Source organism: Streptomyces cyaneofuscatus, assembly GCF_042718795.1.
Lineage (GTDB): Bacteria > Actinomycetota > Actinomycetes > Streptomycetales > Streptomycetaceae > Streptomyces > Streptomyces cyaneofuscatus_A.
This window is the reverse complement of record NZ_JBHXOX010000027.1, coordinates 17727-34182: the sequence shown is the minus strand read 5'-3', so window position 1 is coordinate 34182 and position 16456 is coordinate 17727. Positions and strand designations below refer to the sequence as shown.

The window sequence follows — 16456 nt, the reverse complement described above, 5'->3', positions numbered from 1 at the left end:
GAACCAGGCCTAGGGTCGCGGCGGTTGGCGGTGCAGGCCGGGGCAGAGGCAGGCCTCGTGCCTGGGTGGTTAGTTGTGTGGGCCGGGGCGGAGGCGGGCGTTGGGCGTGGGCGGTTGGTGTGCGGGCCGGGGGTGAAGGCAGGCGGTTGGGTCTCGGCTGTTCGCGGTACGGGCCGGGCCTTGGGCCCCGGCGGTTCGCCGTGCAAGCCCGGCGGCCGGAAACAGGCCCTGGGGTTGCCCGGACCGCCCGACAAGTCCTGTGTCTACGATCCCCGCGTGACCACACCTCCGCAGGAGCTCATCGAGGCCGCCCTCGCCCGCGCCGACGCCGGTCTCCTCGCCCGGCACATCGACGCCCGGACCTGTGCCCCGGAGCTGCTCGGCCGACTGGTCCGCCACGCCGAACCCCGCGTACGCCATCTCGGCCTCGCCCTCCTCGCCGAGCGCACGAGCACCCCGGCCGCCGGTTCCGGTTCCGCCGCCGGTTCCGGCTCCAGCTCCGGTCAACGGGAGCTGCTGGTAAGCCTGTTGCCCGGCTCCTCGGGGGCGACGCCGGAGGAGTCCCTCGCCCTGGCGGAGCTCCACGGGCGGCTACGGCCCGAGCCGGACCCGGCGTACGCGGCCCGCTCCTCGACTGGATGACCGCGCTCCAGCCGCTCGACGCACCGCCGTGGACCGTCGGCGAGACCCGGTCGGCGCCGGACAGGGGGAGGCCCCGCGATCCGGACGGGCCGCACTCCGCCGTCCGGCAGGCCCGGCTGCTGGCCCTGCTGGAGGCGGACGACCCGGACGACCGGAACGCCGCCGCCCGGGCGCTCGGCGGACGGCCCGAGCCGGAGGTGGCGCTCGCCGTCGTCCGGGCGTACCTGCGCGGCCGCGTCGACCAGTTGCCCGACGCCGGGGTCGACCGCCTCGCCCGTACGCCGGCCGGCCTCGGAGTGGCGGAGCTGGACGCCCAAGGGGTGGAGCCGGAAAGGGCGTTGCGTTGTGCCGGGCGCCTGCGCCCCTGGGACCTGCCGCCGCTCGTCCCGATGCTGCTCGACCGGTGGCAGCACGGCCCGCCGGCCGTGCACGCGGCCGCCCGAACGGTGCTGGACCGGGTCCCCGCCGACGCCCTGGCGCACCTGCTGGGCCCGCGCGTCGAGGCGGGCGGCCACGGCCTCCTGGAGCTGCTGGCGGGCCGCCCCCTGCTCCGTACGCCCGAACTGGACCGCGTACGGCGCCGGTTGCGCGACGAGGGCCGCGACGCCCTGGCCGACCGCCTCGTCCTGGTGGCGGGCCCCCTGCGCGGGCCGGACGCCGAGGCCGAGGACGCCGCCGCGCTGGACGCCCTGCGCGCCCCCGCTCCGGGCGTTCCGGCGGCACGGGCGCCCCTCCCGCCCCTGCCGGAGCTGCTCGACCTGGCCCGCACGGGCGCACCTGAGCAGATCCGCCGCGCCCTCGGCCGCCTGGTGGAGGAGCACACACCGCCGCCCGGCGGCGAGCCCGACCCGGCACTCCACGCCGTGATCGAGGAGCTGCTGCGCCACCCGCGCGCCGGGGTGCGCCTGCACGCCCACCGGGCCTCGCGCGCCCTCTTCGGCCGGGCCGGCCACGCCCGGTCCACGGTGATCCTGCTCTCCGACCCGCTGCCGGACGTGGTGCGCATGGCGGTGCGGACCCTCGGCCGGGCCTCGTGGGAGCCCGCTCTGCCGGAGCTGGTCCGCCTCCTCCAGCACCCGAAGCCGGTCGTCCGCAGCGCCGCGCGGGAGGCGGTCACCGGCTTCGGCCAGGCGGCGGTCCCCGTACTGCGCCGGGTGGCGGCCCGCGCCCGCCCCGACCGGCGGTCCCTCTACACGGACCTCCTCGCCCAGGTGGCGGCCTCCGACGCGACCACGTAGACGCGCCCCCCCGGAACCCCCAGCCCCTTCAGTCCCCGTCCCCCCGGGCCGCCGCCACCGCGACCTGGTGCAGCGTCCGACCCGTACGGGCGGACCGGGCGTGGTACGGGTCCGGTGAGCCGGGCCGGTCGCGCACGGCGAGGCGGTCGTTGGCCTTGATCAGCAGCCACGCCTCCTGGCCGCCGCTCTCCGGCTCGTCGCCCACCCGGAAGCGGGTGAGCGCGAACTCGCCGTGCAGTTTGGACCCGTGGAGCCAGAACGTGGCATGGCCGAGGGCGAGCGAATCCGCGAAGGGGACCGCGTCCCCCTCCCCGTCGTGGCCGAGCGGTTCGTACGTGCCCTGGTCCCAGACGATCACCGTGCCGCTGCCGGACTCGCCCTGCGGGATGACCCCCTCGAACTCGCGGTACTCCAGCGGGTGGTCCTCCGTCTCCACGGCGAGGCGCCGGTCGCTCGGGTTCTCCGAGGGGCCTCGGGGGACCGCCCAGGACTTGAGTACGCCGTCGACCTCCAGGCGGAAGTCGAAGTGCATGCGCCGCGCGTCATGGATCTGCACGACGAAATGAGGCCGCGGTACGCCGTCGAAACGGGGCCGCGGTACGCCGTCGTTCCGCATGCCGTGCTCCCTCCGCCCGCACCGCCCGGTCCCGCCGCGCTGTCCGGTGCAGCTCGGCCGGGCCGCCGGGTCGATAACTCCACTCTGCCGCCGTCCGGAAGGAACCGCACGGCGGGCCCTGCCGACTTCAGATGCATATGCCAGAAGCATGGTCCGTTCGCTCTCCGGTCTGGACCAGGTTATTGACGGCTCCTGTGGCACTCCCTTAAATCAAGAATTGAAATATGCACCCGAGGTGTTCGCCCCAACCGTTCACCTCTCGGTGTCGACCTGTCATGCACATGTCCCCCCACGAAGCGATGTGATGACCGTGCACCTCCCGGCCAAAGCCGTACCCAGCCGCTCCCGGCGCCGCCGCCGCACCGCGCTCTACGCGGCCTCCCTCCTCTGCTGCTCCGCCCTCCTCGCCACCCTGCCCGGCGGAGCCTCCGCCGCCCCCGGATCCGTCTCCGCCCCCGGTTCCGCCCCCGCCGTCGGCACGGCGGCCGTCTCCTTCGAGGACACCTTCGACGGACCGGCCGGCGCGGCGGTCGACGGCTCCAAGTGGCAGTTGGAGACCGGCGACAACGTCAACAACCACGAGCGGCAGTTCTACACCGGAGGCAACGACAACGCCGCCCTCGACGGCCAGGGCAACCTGGTGATCACCGCCCGCAAGGAGAACCCCGGCAACTACCAGTGCTGGTACGGCACCTGCGAGTACACCTCCGCCCGGCTCAACACGGCGGGCACGTTCGCCGCCGCCTACGGACACGTCGAGGCCCGCGTCAAGGTCCCGCGCGGCCAGGGCATGTGGCCCGCGTTCTGGATGCTGGGCGACGACTTCGGCGACGTCGGCTGGCCACAGAGCGGTGAGATCGACGTGATGGAGAACGTCGGCTTCGAACCCGGCACCGTCCACGGCACCCTGCACGGCCCGGGCTACTCCGGCGCCGAGGGCATCGGCGCCGGCTACACGCTGCCGGACGGTGAGGCCTTCGCCGACGACTTCCACACCTTCGCCGTCGACTGGGCCCCGGACTCCATCACCTGGTCCGTCGACGGCACCGTCTTCCAGCGGCGCACCCCCGCCGACCTGGGCGGCAAGGAGTGGGTGTACAACAAGCCCTTCTTCCTCATCCTCAACCTCGCGGTCGGCGGTTACTGGCCTGGCGACCCCGACGGCTCCACCCCCTTCCCGTCGCAGCTCGTCGTCGATTACGTCCGCGTGACCACCAGCGACTGACCGCCCGACGGCTGTTGGCGGTCCGCGCGGACGAGGGACGCGATCCGCCGGCTGCGGTGAACGCTGCGCTGAACCAGGTGAATCAGCAGCCCCGGTGCCTGTGCGCGGGGTCCTCCACGCACAGGCACCGGCCCCCACCCGCTCGGCCCCCGAAAGACGGAGACCCCATGACCGCCACCGCCACCGCCACCGCCACCGCCACCGACACCCCGCCCCCCGGACCCGGCGTCCTCGCGCGGCTCCGCAGGCTCGCCCTGCCGGGCCTGTCGCTCATCGCCCTGGCCGCGTTCCTGAGCCCGGGCGCACCCGCGAACGCCGCCGAGATCGCCGCCGTCGGGCAGATCACCGGCATCGGCGGCAAGTGCGTCGACGTGGCGGGTGCCTCCTCCGCCAACGGCACCGCCGTCCAGCTCTACGACTGCAACGGCACGGGCGCCCAGCAGTGGGACGTCCGCTCCGACGGCACCGTACGCGCCCTCGGCAAGTGCCTCGACGCCAAGGACGCGGCCACCGCCAATGGCACGGTCATCCAGCTCTGGGACTGCAACGGCACCGCCGCCCAGCGCTGGGGCATCTCCGCCGCCCGCGACATCGTCTCCGTACCGGCCGACAAGTGCCTCGACGCCACCGGTAACAGCTCTGCCAACGGCACCCGCCTCCAGCTGTGGACCTGCACCGGCGCCGCCAACCAGAAGTGGACCGCCCCGGCGGGCGGCTCCGACCCCGGCCCGGGCGGCCCCCCGATGGCCGTCGCGCCCTACCTCTACAACGGCTGGGGCAGCCCGCCCTCCCCGACGACCGTGATGAACGCGACCGGCGTCAAGTGGTTCACCCTCGCCTTCGTCCTCAGCAACGGCTACTGCAACCCCCAGTGGGACGGCGGCCGCCCGCTCACCGGCGGCGTCGACCAGCAGACGATCAACACCGTACGGGCCGCCGGAGGTGACGTGATCCCGTCCTTCGGCGGCTGGAGCGGCAACAAGCTGGAGAGCTCCTGCGGCAGCGCCGGCGAACTCGCCGCCGCCTACCAGAAGGTGATCAACGCGTACGGGCTCAAGGCCATCGACATCGACATCGAGGCGGCCGCGTACGACTCCCCGACCGTCCAGCAACGTACGGTCGACGCCCTGCGGACCATCCGGGCCGACAACCCGGGCATCAAGCTCTACATCACCTTCGGCACCGGCCAGAACGGCCCCGACAGCAGCCTCATCAACCGGGCGGCCCAGGCCGGACTCACCGTCGACAGTTGGACGATCATGCCGTTCAACTTCGGCGGCAACGGCCAGAACATGGGCACGCTCAGCGTCCGTGCCGCCGAAGGCCTCAAGACGGCTGTCAAGAACGCCTACGGCTACAGCGACGACCAGGCCTACCGGCACACCGGCATCTCCTCGATGAACGGCACCACCGACGTCGGCGAGACCATCACCCTCGCCGACTTCCGCACGATCCTCGCCTACGCCCAGCAGCGCCACCTGGCCCGGCTGACCTTCTGGTCCGTCAACCGCGACCGCCCCTGCACCGGCGGCGGCGCCGACACCTGCTCCGGTGTCGGCCAGCAGCCGTGGGACTTCACCAGGGTCCTCGCGCAGTACCGGGGCTGACAGCCCGGCCCGCCCCTTTCGAGGGCGGCTCAGGACGGTGGACGGCGGCAGAGGTGCTCCTGCCGCCGCCCACCACTCTTCGGCAGGAGAAGCGGAATAGCATGATCCTCATGGAACAGCGCACACTCGGCAGGACCGGCCGTGACGTCTCGGTCGTCGGACAGGGCACCTGGCAGCTCGGAGGCGACTGGGGAGAGGTCGAGGAGAGCGACGCCTTCGACGTCCTCGACGCGGCCGTCGACTCCGGCGTCACCTTCTTCGACACCGCGGACGTGTACGGGGACGGCCGTAGCGAACAGCTCATCGGCCGCTACCTCAAGAACCGCCCCGACGCGGACATCTTCGTCGCCACCAAGATGGGCCGCCGCGCGGACCAACTGCCGGAGAACTACGTCCTGGACAACTTCCGCACCTGGAACGACCGTTCCCGCGCCAATCTCGGCACCGACACCCTCGACCTCGTACAACTGCACTGCCCGCCCAGCAGCGTCTACTCCTCCGATGCCGTCTACGACGCCCTGGACACGCTGGTCGACGAGCAGCGGATCGCCGCCTACGCGGTGAGCGTCGAGACCTGCGCCGAGGCGCTGACCGCCATCGCCCGCCCCGGCGTCGCGAGCGTGCAGATCATCCTCAACCCGTTCCGCCTCAAGCCCCTGGACGAGGTCCTTCCGGCGGCCGCGGCCGCGGGCGTCGGCATCATCGCCCGCGTCCCGCTCGCCTCCGGGCTGCTCTCGGGCAAGTACACCAAGGACACGGTCTTCGGCCCCGACGACCACCGCAACTACAACCGGCACGGCGAGGCGTTCGACCAGGGCGAGACGTTCTCCGGTATCGACTACACGACCGGGATCGAGGCCGCGGCCGAGTTCGCCGCACTGGCCCCCGAGGGTGCCACCCCCGCGCAGACCGCGCTGCGCTGGATCATCCAGCAGCCGGGCGTGACCAGCGTGATCCCCGGCGCACGCTCGGTGGAACAGGCCCGCGCCAACGCGGCGGCCGCCGCCCTGCCGCCGCTGCCGCAGTCCACGCTGGACGCCGTACGGGAGCTGTACGACCGCTCCATCCGCGCGGAGGTCCACGGCCGCTGGTGACCGGTGGTCCGGCGAGCGGGACTCAGTCGTCCTGCTCGTCGTCCTCTTCCTGATGCTGCCCCTGCCCCTGCCCCTGCTCTCCGGGCTGCTGTCCCTGCTGCTGTCCCTGCTGCTCTCCGCCGTCCTGGACCTCCTGCGAGGCCGGTCCGGACGGGGAGGGGCCGGGGGCGGGGGTGCCGGCCGAGCTGGAGTCCGGCGAGAACAGGACCATCCCCAGATAGACGGCCGCCAGGAACGTCGCCGTCCCCGCGATGGCGCTCGCCACCCTCGGACGCCGGCGGATCGCCTCCCGCGTACTGCGGCGGCGGGCCGGCGCCGACCGGGACGGGGTGGAGCGTCTTCGCCCCGTGGGCTGCGGCAGCCGGTACGTCGCGGGGCCCACGGGGGAGGCCGGGGCCGACGGCGAAGGGGCGGGGGAGGGGGCGGCCCGGCGGGAGGCGGGTTTCGGCGTCGGGAGCGGCTCGGAACGGCCGCGCCAGGCGTCGGTGCGGAACCAGTCGGAGACCTGCTGCGCCGTGGGCCGCTCCTCGGGCTTCTTGGCCAGCAGGCCGAGGAGGTACGCGTCGAACGCGGCCGAGATGTCCACGCCGCGCTGCCGTAGCGGGACCGGCGGGGTGTCGACGTGCTGGTACAGCGTGGCGGTCGCGGTGTCGGACTTGAACGGCGGCTGCCCGAGCAGCAGTTGGTAGACGACGCAGCCCAGCGAGTACATGTCGGACGCGGAGTCCGCCGTACGTCCCAGAGCCCGCTCGGGCGCCAGATAGAGGCTGGTGCCCACGATGTGACCGGCCGTCGTCAGCGCCGTCGACGGGTCGTCGACGAACTGGGCGATGCCGAAGTCGCCGATCTTCACCGAACCGTCCGCGTCCAGCATCAGGTTGCCCGGCTTGATGTCCCGGTGGACGATGCCCTGGCGGTGCGCGGCGGCGAGACCGGCCGCGGCCTCCCCCGCGATCCGGGCGACCTGCTCGGGGTGGACGCGCTCCTGGGCGGCGAGCAGATCACCGAGGCTCTGCCCCTCGACCAGCTCCATCACCAGGAAGAAGCGGTCCTCCCAGGCCCCGAAGTCGAAGACGGCCACCAGGTGCGGGTGGCTCAGCCGGGCGGCGGTCTGGGCCTCCAGCCGGAACCGGGCGGTCGACGAGGCGTCCGCCTGGTCCCCCAGCAGCAGCTTCACGGCGACGGCGCGGCCCAGAACCTCGTCCGCGGCGCGCCACACCTCGCCCATACCGCCACGGCCGATGGGGGATATCAACCGGTACCGACCAGCTACCAGCACCTGTTCACCTAACTCGAATCGTGGCCCGCTCCGACTGCCGGTCCATCGCGCGGCGGCCTGCCCCCTGAGGGGGTGCGCACGGCGGAGTGAACGACATGATCAGGATATCGGTCCGCGGAGCCGCCGATGCCCCGACGGCCCTCTGCCGAGGCGGGGCTGACGACCCGGCACGTTCAGGAGCGGCCGCCCGGCGCCGCCTCGCCCCGCAGCCAGCCGTACGCGGCCTCCGCCGAGAACGCCGCCTGGCCCTCCGCGAACAGCAGGTCCGCCGCCGTGAACGCCGGGTCGGAAGCGGTCGCGGGCACGTAGGGGACGGCGATGCACCGCATCCCCGCCGCACGGGCGGCAGCGGCCCCCGGCGGCGCGTCCTCCAGCACCACGCACCGCGCCGGCTCCGCCCCCATCCGCCGGGCCGTCTCCAGGAACACGTCGGGCTCAGGCTTCCCCTGCGCGACCTCCTCGGCGGAGACGTAGAGCGGGATGTACGCCTCCAGCCCCGTGACCGCGAGTACGGCTCCGATCGCGGCCCTGGAGGAGCCGGAGGCCACGGCCATCGGCACCCCGGCGGCGTGCAGGAGCTCCACGAAGGCCCGCATCTGCCCGAACACCTCGGTGGAGGCTCCCGCCAGCTCCAGGTAGAGCGCGTTCTTCCCGGCGAGCAGCTCGTCGACCGGGGCGTCGATCCCGTATGTGGAGCGCAGGGCGGTCAGGGTCTCCCGAGTGCCGATCCCGATGAAGCGGGTGTGGTCCTCCCAGCTGAAGTCGCTCACCCCGTACCGGGCGAGCAGCCGGCGCCCCGCCTCGTAGTAGTTCGGTTCGCTGTCCACCAGCGTGCCGTCGAGGTCGAAGATCACGTGGAGGCCGGGTCGCGGAATCATGGCCTCCAGCATGCCGCAACGGACCTGACGGGTGCCTCAGCCCGCCTGGCCCCCGCCGCCCGTCCGCCTCACCTTCCCTGGCCGCCCGCCCGCCTCACCTTCCCTGGCCTGCCGCCCGCCTCAGCCGGCCTGGCCGCCCGCCGCCCGCCCCACGGACTCGACCAGCGGCAGCACCCGGTGCGCCACCCGCTCGCGCAGCGCCACGTCCGTCCGGGTCCGGACCACGCCCGGCAGTTGGATCAGCCGCTGGATCACGTCCTCCAGGTGCCCGTTGTCCCGGGCCACGACCCGGGTCAGCAGATCCCCGCCACCCGTGGTCGAGAACGCCTCGATGATCTCGGGAACGGCCGCCAGCGCGTCACCGACCTCGTCCAGGCGTCCCTGGGTGACCTCCAGGTGGACGAAGGCGAGGACGGGGTGACCGAGGGCGGCGGGGGAGAGGGCCGGTCCCGTACCGGTGATGACCCCGTCCCGCTCCAGCCGGTCCAGCCGGGCCTGGAGGGTGCCGCGGGCCACCCCGAGGATGCGCGCGTACTCCCGCACGCTGGTGCGCGGCTGCTCGATCAGCAGGCGCAGGATGCGGGTGTCGAGAGCGTCCACGGCCATGATCCGTCGGCCTCCTTCTGGTCCGATGGTCCGTTGGCCTCCTCATGGCCCACGAATCCGGTCGAGAACTATGCCATTGGTCCAGAGGATTCGCGCTCGTTTGATCCACGGGCTCCCAGGATGCTCTGATGGTCCTGTCGATGGCGCCGCGGACTTCCGTGGCGCCTTTTTCATGCCGAGCGCGCGGAGCCCACCGGACACGGCACGGGTGAGGCGGAAGGGGAGCAGTGTGCTGAAGAGGGTGTTCGTGGCACCGGACCCGGGGAGGGTGCGGCTGCGGTTCGCGAGCCGGGCCGTCATCGGGATCGGGCTCGCGGTCGCGCTGTGCGGACTCGTCGGGCACTCGCTCGTCGCCGCCATCACCGGCGGCCTCGCGGCGCTGCTGGCCCTCTTCACGGTCACGGACGCCACGGTGCGGCAGCAGGCGCTCACGACCGCGCTGCTCCCCGCCGTCGGGCTCCCGGTCCTCGCCGCCGCCGCCGTGCTGCACGACCAGCCCGCCGCCCGCGACCTGGTCTTCCTCGCGGTCATGGGCGCGGGCGTCTACGCCCGGCGCTGGGGGCCGCGCGGCCACTCGCTGGGCGTCTTCGCCTTCATGACCTTCTTCGCCGCCCAGTTCCTGCACACGGTGCCGGGGCAGCTTCCCGAGCTGTACGCTGCCGTCCTGCTGTCCCTCGCCGTCTCCTCCACCGTCCGCTTCGGCCTGTGGTGCTACGAGCGGCGGCTGCCCGCCGTGGCCGTGCCCACTGCCCCGGAGGGCCGCGGACTGGCCCGCGTCACCACCCGGCAGGCGGTCCAGGCCACCCTGGGCGGCGCCTTCGCGCTGGGTCTGGGGCAGGTGCTCTCCGACCAGCGCTGGTACTGGGCGGTCGGCGCCACCTGGTGGGTCTTCGTCAACACCACCTCGCGCGGCGAGACCCTCGTACGCGGCTTCCGCCGGGTCCTGGGGACCGTGATCGGCATCGCCGCCGGATTCCTCGTCGCCATCCCGCTGGACGGTGCCGGGGCGCCGACCGCCGTCATCGTCGCGGTGAGCGTGTTCGGGATCTTCTACACGGCGGCGGTCTCGTACAGCTGGATGATGTTCTTCGTGACCGTCATGGTCGGCGTGCTCTACGGGGTCCTGGGCGTCTTGGACGCGTCCCTGCTCTGGCTGCGGGTCGCCGAGACGGCCGTCGGCGCGCTCGGCGCGGTGCTCGCGGTGCTGGTGGTCCTGCCCGTCACGACCCACGCCGTCACCGACGCGTGGATCCGCAAGGCCCTGCGGTGCGTCCACGCCTGCACGGCCGAGGCCGCCGAGCGCCTCGCCGGCTCCCTGAGCGCCGACCCGGCTCCCCGCGTCGCGGAACTCGACGTGCTCCTCAGCCGGGTCCGGCTCTCGCTCGCCCCGCTGGTGCACCCCCTGAGCCCGCTGAAGGCCCGCAAGACGCGGGCGCGCCAGGTGCTGGCCCTGCTGGACGACTGCGTACGGGAGGTGCGCGGCCTGGCCTCCATCGCCGCGGACCCGGCCGCCTCGCACGACGCCCGGCTCTCGGCGGCTTGCTCCCGGGTGGAGGAGGCGGTGGAGGAGCTGCTGCGCCAGGAGAGCCGGGAGGAGCGGGGAGCCGTGCGCGCGGGCGTGCAGTCCGGCGCTGCCGTGGATCACCCCGCCCTGGCCCACCTGCACGGCCTGGAGCGGGCGCTGGCCGACCTCGCCACGCCCCTGCACAGCTCGCCCCGGGCCCCGATCGCCGCCTGAGCCGGTGGCCTCGGGCCCTTGAGCGACCGCCTCGACCGCCTGACGGATTGGTCCAGACCTGAGGTGCGCCGCCTGCTACCGTCGGCCGGAAGATCACGGCGACGGTGAAGTGGGGTAGTGCGATGGGTGGCAGCAGCACCGGACGGGCATTCATGGGGTCGTTCACCTCGGCGGGCGGCCTCGGCGTGACCGTCGCGGAGGTGGACCGGAACACCGGGGCGCTGACCGTGCTCGGCTCTTCGGACGCCCTGCCGGACCCTTCCTTCCTCGCGCTCGCACCGGGCGGAGAGACCCTGTACGCGGTCGGCGAGTCCGCCCCGGGCTCGGTGGCCGCCTTCGACGTCGGCGGCGACGTACCGGCCCTCCTGGGCCCGGTGCGGCCGGTCGACGCCGACGGACCCACCCACCTCGCGCTCGCCGCGGGCCACCTGGTCACCGCCAACTACGGATCCGGCAGCGTCACCGCCCTGCCCGTGCTCGCCGACGGATCGCTCGGCGAGGTCTCCTCGGTCGTCCGGCACGAGGGCGGCGGCCCCGACAGCGAGCGCCAGGAGGGCCCGCACGCCCACCAGGTGCTGCCCGACCCCTCCGGCCGCTGGGTGGTCAGCGTGGACCTCGGCACCGACTCCGTACGCGTCAACGCCCTGGACCCCGCCACCGGCCTCCTGGAACCGCACGGCGAGACCGCCCTGCGCCCGGGCACCGGGCCGCGCCACCTGGCCTTCCACCCCTCGGGCCGCTACGCCTACGTGCTGAACGAGCTGGTGCCGACCCTCACCGTCTGCCGCTGGGACGCCGAGGCGGGCCGTCCGGAGCCGCTGGGGGAGGTTCCGGTGCTGCCCGAGTCCGAGCCCGCGGGTGAGCCCGGCAGTGGTCCCGCGTCCGCCGACGGCTCCGTACGGGCCTATCCGTCCGAGGTGGTCGTCGCGCACGACGGGCGCTTCCTGTGGACCGCCAACCGGGGCCACGACAGCATCTCGGTCCTGACCCTCGACGAGACCGGCGAGAAGGCCGCCCTGGTGGCCACCGTCGGCTGCGGCGGCCACTGGCCCCGCGACCTCACCCTCGACCCCAGCGGCCAGTGGCTGTACGCCGCGAACGAGCGCTCCGGGAACGTCAGCTGGTTCGCCGTGGATGCGGAGACCGGCATCCCGCGGCACGCGGGCTCCGTCGAGGCCCCGGCGGTCTCCTGCGTCGTCCTCGGCTGACCCGGGGCCGTACAGGCAGCAGGAAAGCCGCGGCCCGGGCCGGAGGGATCCTCATCGATCCTCCGGTCCGGGCCGCGGCTTTCCGTGCGTCCGTGCCGCTTCCGTCGACCCGGGTCAGTGCGCCTGGGCGCCCTGCGGGGTCGCGGGCGTGATGCCCAGCGCCGTGGCGTACAGCGACAGCACGAGCTTGCCGATCGCCGGGTAGGCGCCCAGCGGCTCGGCGGTCGCGCAGCCCGCCTCCTTGGCGGCGGCGTCCAGCAGACCGGGGTCGACCTCCGGGCCCACCAGGTACGGCGCCAGCGCGAGCTGCGCCGAGCCGGAGCCCTGGAGCTGGCGCGCGATCGAGGCGACCGAACCCTCCACGTCCAGCGCGGCGGCCATCACCGGAACGGCCAGCCGGGCGGCCAGCAGCATGCCGGTGATCCCGGCCGCCTGCACGGCCTCCTCGCCGCCCACCGTGGCCAGCACGATGCCGTCGGCGGCGGTGGCGACGGTGAACAGCCTGGCGCGGTCGGCACGCGCGAGCCCGGCCTCCGAGAGCCGGACGTGCAGGGCCTCGGCGAGCAGCGGGTGAGGACCGAGCACGTCGGTCAGCTCCACCTGCGTGCCGCTGTCCATCACGGCCTGCCGTATCCGCCGGATCAGCGCGCTGTCGGGACCCGCGAGCAGCGGGACCACGACGGCGGCCGGACCGGCGGGCTCGGCGGCCTCGCGGCCGGCGGCGACGGCCTGCTCGTAGCGCTGGACACGCTCGGCGGCGGAGTGGGCGAGAACGGTGGCCAGAGTGGGGTACTCGGCATCGTCACCGTCGAGATAGCCGATCCGGGCGTTGAGGCCGGGCAGCTCGGAACGGGCGATGCTGATCACTTCCTCGGCCAGACCGCGCGTAGCCGAGGAAGGGGTGCCGGGAACGGCGAGAACGAGCGCGGCAGCGCCCTCAGGTGCGACCACGGGCTCCGGGCGGCGGTGCCGTCCGGACTGGCGAGGTCGCGGCATTCGTACAGGCAGGCCGGAAGCGGGCCCAGTGGGGGTGCTCATGGCGCCGCATGCTACTGGTTTTGGATGCCCCTCTGTTCGGGGAGGGTCCGGTCGAGCGTTAACTATCCGCTTATGTCCGATGAGTGACCTACTGGTGAAGTGTCCCCGTCTGTCGGTCTGTCCGCCGCCGGGTTCCCCGGCCCCTTCGTCAGCCCTTTCGTCGGTCCTTTCGCCGGTCCTTTCGCCGGTACGCCGCCGGGCTCCGGCTCCCCGTTCCCCACCTCCGCACCCTCGCGTCCGGAAGGTCCGTCCCCGGTCGGAACGAACAGCATCGTCGGGTGGTGCGGCAGCCGCAGATCGTCCAGGGCCAGAGCGCGCGCGATCCGGAGTGCGCCGGTCAGCGGATCGCCCGTTCCGGTGGTCACCCGGGCCTGCGGAACCAGCCGCGCCAGCTCCTCGCGCACGGGTCCGAGCAGGGGCTCGCCCATCCGGAACAGCCCACCGGTCAGGGCCACTTCGCAAGCGTCGCCGTCCTGGGGCCCGGCCGTCGGGCAGACGGCCGCCGCCGCCTCGGCGATATGGATGCCCGCCTCCCGCAGAATGCCCGCCGCGACCTCGTCCGCTCCGGCGCACGCCGCCACCTCGGGGGCGAACGAGGCGAGCACGGCCGGGCGGTCGGAGCGCGGGTAGAGCAGCCCCGGCAGACCCTCGGCGGCTCCGAACACGGCATGCAGCCGGGCCAGCAGGGCGGGGGAGCCGCCGCGCCGCCCGTCATGGGCGCGCATCGCCGCGTCGAGCCCCGCCCGGCCGATCCACGCACCGCCGCCGCTGTCACCCAGAAGATGACCCCAGCCGTCGGCCCGGTGCCACGACGTGAGGTCCGTACCGAGCGCGATCATGCCCGTGCCGCCCGCGACGACCGCCCCGGGGCGCTGTCCCACCGCGCCCGCGTACGCCGTCACCGCGTCGGCGGCCAGCGCCATCCGGCGTACGCCCAGCGCTTCCGCGAGCGCACCCGGCAGCTCCGCTCGCAACCGCCCGCCGAGCGTGGCCATTCCGGCGGCCCCGACCGCCGCGGCGGCGACCGTCGCGGGGCCATCGCCCGTACGCCCACCGTCACTTCGGGCTGCCCGCTCCAGCAACTCCGCCACTGCGGGCAGCAGTTGCTCCAGCAGGTGAGCCGCGTCGATCCCCCCGGCCCCCGTCCGCACCGGCTCGGCGCAGACGGCCGTGAAGAGCGGCCCCTCCGTGTCCACCCGGCCGAGCGCCACCCGCAGCCCCGACCCGCCGGAGTCGACCCCGAGGACATACGCCTCAGGGGTGGCCGCGGGGGGCGGGGCGTCGGTCACGGCAGACGCCAGTCGACCGGCTGCGCCCCTTGGCGCTCCAGCAGTTCGTTGACCCGGCTGAACGGCCGCGAGCCGAAGAACCCGCGGTCGGCCGACATGGGTGAGGGGTGCGAGGACTCGATCGCGGGGAAGTCGCCCAACTGCGGGCGGAGGTTGCGGGCGTCCCGCCCCCACAGGACCGACACCAGCGGTGTGCCCCGGGCCACGAGCGCCTTGATCGCCTGCTCGGTCACCTCTTCCCAGCCCTTGCCCCGGTGCGCGGCGGGCCGCCGGGGCGCGGTGGTCAGCGCCCTGTTCAGCAGCAGCACCCCCTGCCGGGTCCACGGAGTGAGGTCGCCGTTGGACGGCCGCGGCAGGCCGAGGTCCGCGTGTAGCTCCCGGAAGATGTTCTCCAGGCTGCCCGGCAGCGGCCGGACGTCGGGCGCCACGGCGAAGCTCAGCCCGATCGCGTGCCCGGGGGTCGGATAGGGATCCTGGCCGACGACGAGGACCCGGACCTCCTCGAACGGCTGCTGGAACGCCCGCAGTACGTTGGCCCCGGAGGGCAGGTACGTACGTCCCGCGGCGATCTCCGCGCGGAGGAAGTCGCCCATAGCGGCGATGCGTTCGGCGACGGGTTCGAGGGCGTCGGCCCACCCCGGCTCGATGATCTCTTTCAACGGTCGTGCTGCCACGCGCCGCACTCTACTGGTGATACGACCACTCCGATCAACTGCCGTCGGCCGAGAGCCACCACCCCCCGCCCGGCCACTCTGCCGAGAGTCCCCTGCCCAGTCGCTCGGCTGCCCAGTCGCTCGGCCGAGGGCCGCTGCCGCCCCCCCGCTCGGCCCCTCAGTCGAGAGCCACTGCCCGTACGCAGAGCACGTCCGGCAGATGCGAGGCGAGCTGCTGCCAGCTGTCGCCGTCGTCCGCGCTCGCGTACAACTCGCCGTTGCGGTTGCCGAAGTAGATCCCGGCCGGATCCGCGTCGTCCGTGCAGAGCGCGTCGCGCAGCACCGTGCCGTAGTGCTCCCCGCCCGGCAGCCCCACCGTGAGCGGCTCCCAGGTGCGCCCCGCGTCGGTGGTCCGGAAGACCCGGCAGAGGTGCTCCGCCGGGACCCGGTCGGCGTCGGCGTTGATCGGGAAGACGTACGCCGTGTCGCCGCGGTGCGGGTGCGCCACAGCGGCGAACCCGAAGTCGGAGGGCAGGTCCGCCCCGATGTCGCTCCAGCTGTCGCCCGCGTCGTCGCTGCGGAAGACACCCCAGTGGTTCTGGAGGTAGAGGCGGTCCGGATCGGCCGCGTCCCGGGCGACCTTGTGGACGCACTGGCCGAACTCCGGGTCGGGATCCGGCAGGAAGACCGCCGAGACGCCCTTGTTCGCCGGCTCCCAGCTCTCCCCGCCGTCCTTCGTCCGGAACACGCCCGCCGTCGAGACCGCGACGGTCACCGCACGCGGGTCCCGCCGGTCGGTGAGGATGGTGTGCAGCCCCTCCCCGCCGCCGCCCGGCTCCCATTTCGAGCGCGTCGGGTGCTCCCAGAGCGGGCGGATCAGCTCGAAGGACTCGCCCCGGTCCTCGGAGCGGAACAGCGCGGCGGGCTCGGTGCCCGCGTAGACCACGTCCGGCGCCTCGGGACCGGCCGGCTGCAACTGCCAGACCCGCTCCAGCGACGCCCCGGTGAACTCGGGGAACTTCACCGCCGGACGCTGCGGCTCGACCCAGCTCTCGCCCAGGTCGTCGGAGTGGAAGACGGACGGCCCCCAGTGCGCGCTGTCACCGCCCGCCAGCAGCCGGGGCGTGGTTCCACGGGTGTCGATGGCCACCGAATAGATCGCCTGCGCGTTGAAGTGCGGCCCTTCGATCTTCCAGTTCCCCTCGCGCCTGCGGCCGATGAAGAGACCTTTGCGGGTGCCCACGGTGAGGAGTACGTCGGTCATGGCGGAGACCTCCAGATACGCCGTTGTTTCCGGATGTGAGCCAGTCTGCACCCGACCACTGACAGTGGCTCGCGGACGCTC

Annotated in this window: 15 protein-coding genes; 7 read left to right on the top strand and 8 right to left on the bottom strand. The window is 73.7% G+C overall.

Annotated features, from left to right (window positions below):
* The first annotated feature begins 276 nt into the window (after positions 1-276).
* Positions 277-642, top strand: a complete 366-nt coding sequence (locus ACFWRT_RS27985) for a hypothetical protein (RefSeq protein WP_380953263.1) — start codon at positions 277-279, stop codon at positions 640-642.
* Positions 639-1880 carry a HEAT repeat domain-containing protein gene (locus ACFWRT_RS27980; protein WP_380953264.1) on the top strand — a complete coding sequence of 414 codons (1242 nt, stop codon included), beginning with the start codon at positions 639-641 and terminating at the stop codon, positions 1878-1880. Before ACFWRT_RS27985 ends, ACFWRT_RS27980 begins: the two co-directional genes overlap by 4 nt.
* Positions 1881-1908: 28 nt before the next feature.
* On the opposite strand, the gene ACFWRT_RS27975 is transcribed toward ACFWRT_RS27980, so the two are convergent.
* Entirely contained in the window at positions 1909-2496 is a 588-nt protein-coding gene (locus ACFWRT_RS27975; protein ID WP_380953265.1) for a DNA polymerase ligase N-terminal domain-containing protein, read from the bottom strand.
* Between the two features lie 304 nt (positions 2497-2800).
* On the opposite strand from ACFWRT_RS27975, the gene ACFWRT_RS27970 reads away from it, so the two are divergent.
* The 3 genes from ACFWRT_RS27970 to ACFWRT_RS27960 all read left to right on the top strand — a co-directional run bounded on the left by ACFWRT_RS27970 (position 2801) and on the right by ACFWRT_RS27960 (position 6422).
* On the top strand, positions 2801-3721 hold the full coding sequence (locus ACFWRT_RS27970) for a glycoside hydrolase family 16 protein (protein WP_380953266.1): 921 nt from the start codon (positions 2801-2803) through the stop codon (positions 3719-3721).
* A gap of 167 nt (positions 3722-3888) precedes the next feature.
* Positions 3889-5328, top strand: a complete 1440-nt coding sequence (locus ACFWRT_RS27965; protein ID WP_380953267.1) for a ricin-type beta-trefoil lectin domain protein — start codon at positions 3889-3891, stop codon at positions 5326-5328.
* Between the two features lie 101 nt (positions 5329-5429).
* The gene (locus ACFWRT_RS27960; RefSeq protein ID WP_380953268.1) at positions 5430-6422 is read left to right on the top strand and encodes an aldo/keto reductase; all 993 of its coding nucleotides are present in this window, start codon (positions 5430-5432) and stop codon (positions 6420-6422) included.
* 22 nt (positions 6423-6444) lie between these two features.
* On the opposite strand, the gene ACFWRT_RS27955 is transcribed toward ACFWRT_RS27960, so the two are convergent.
* The 3 genes from ACFWRT_RS27955 to ACFWRT_RS27945 all read right to left on the bottom strand — a co-directional run bounded on the left by ACFWRT_RS27955 (position 6445) and on the right by ACFWRT_RS27945 (position 9185).
* Entirely contained in the window at positions 6445-7701 is a 1257-nt protein-coding gene (locus tag ACFWRT_RS27955) for a serine/threonine-protein kinase (RefSeq protein ID WP_463288385.1), read from the bottom strand.
* Positions 7702-7874: 173 nt separating this feature from the next.
* Positions 7875-8591 (bottom strand): HAD family hydrolase, encoded by a 717-nt coding sequence (locus tag ACFWRT_RS27950; protein WP_380953269.1) that lies wholly within the window; start codon positions 8589-8591, stop codon positions 7875-7877.
* A 108-nt stretch (positions 8592-8699) separates the two neighbouring features.
* Complete coding sequence (locus ACFWRT_RS27945) at positions 8700-9185, bottom strand: Lrp/AsnC family transcriptional regulator (RefSeq protein ID WP_380953270.1); 486 nt, start codon at positions 9183-9185, stop codon at positions 8700-8702.
* Positions 9186-9414: 229 nt separating this feature from the next.
* On the opposite strand from ACFWRT_RS27945, the gene ACFWRT_RS27940 reads away from it, so the two are divergent.
* Positions 9415-10923: an FUSC family protein gene (locus ACFWRT_RS27940; protein WP_380953271.1), complete on the top strand. Its 1509-nt coding sequence runs from the start codon at positions 9415-9417 to the stop codon at positions 10921-10923.
* A 122-nt stretch (positions 10924-11045) separates the two neighbouring features.
* Entirely contained in the window at positions 11046-12131 is a 1086-nt protein-coding gene (locus ACFWRT_RS27935; RefSeq protein WP_380953272.1) for a lactonase family protein, read from the top strand.
* A 114-nt stretch (positions 12132-12245) separates the two neighbouring features.
* On the opposite strand, the gene ACFWRT_RS27930 is transcribed toward ACFWRT_RS27935, so the two are convergent.
* The 4 genes from ACFWRT_RS27930 to ACFWRT_RS27915 all read right to left on the bottom strand — a co-directional run bounded on the left by ACFWRT_RS27930 (position 12246) and on the right by ACFWRT_RS27915 (position 16375).
* Complete coding sequence (locus ACFWRT_RS27930) at positions 12246-13169, bottom strand: sirohydrochlorin chelatase (protein WP_380953273.1); 924 nt, start codon at positions 13167-13169, stop codon at positions 12246-12248.
* Positions 13170-13231: 62 nt separating this feature from the next.
* Positions 13232-14458, bottom strand: coding sequence for an N-acetylglucosamine kinase (locus ACFWRT_RS27925; RefSeq protein ID WP_380953274.1), 1227 nt, complete (start codon positions 14456-14458; stop codon positions 13232-13234).
* Positions 14455-15132 carry a uracil-DNA glycosylase gene (locus ACFWRT_RS27920; protein WP_030570798.1) on the bottom strand — a complete coding sequence of 226 codons (678 nt, stop codon included), beginning with the start codon at positions 15130-15132 and terminating at the stop codon, positions 14455-14457. The genes ACFWRT_RS27925 and ACFWRT_RS27920 overlap by 4 nt, the downstream gene beginning before the upstream one ends.
* Positions 15133-15289: 157 nt before the next feature.
* A complete protein-coding gene (locus ACFWRT_RS27915) occupies positions 15290-16375 on the bottom strand; it encodes a WD40/YVTN/BNR-like repeat-containing protein (protein WP_380953275.1) in 1086 nt (361 codons plus the stop codon).
* Positions 16376-16456 lie beyond the last annotated feature (81 nt).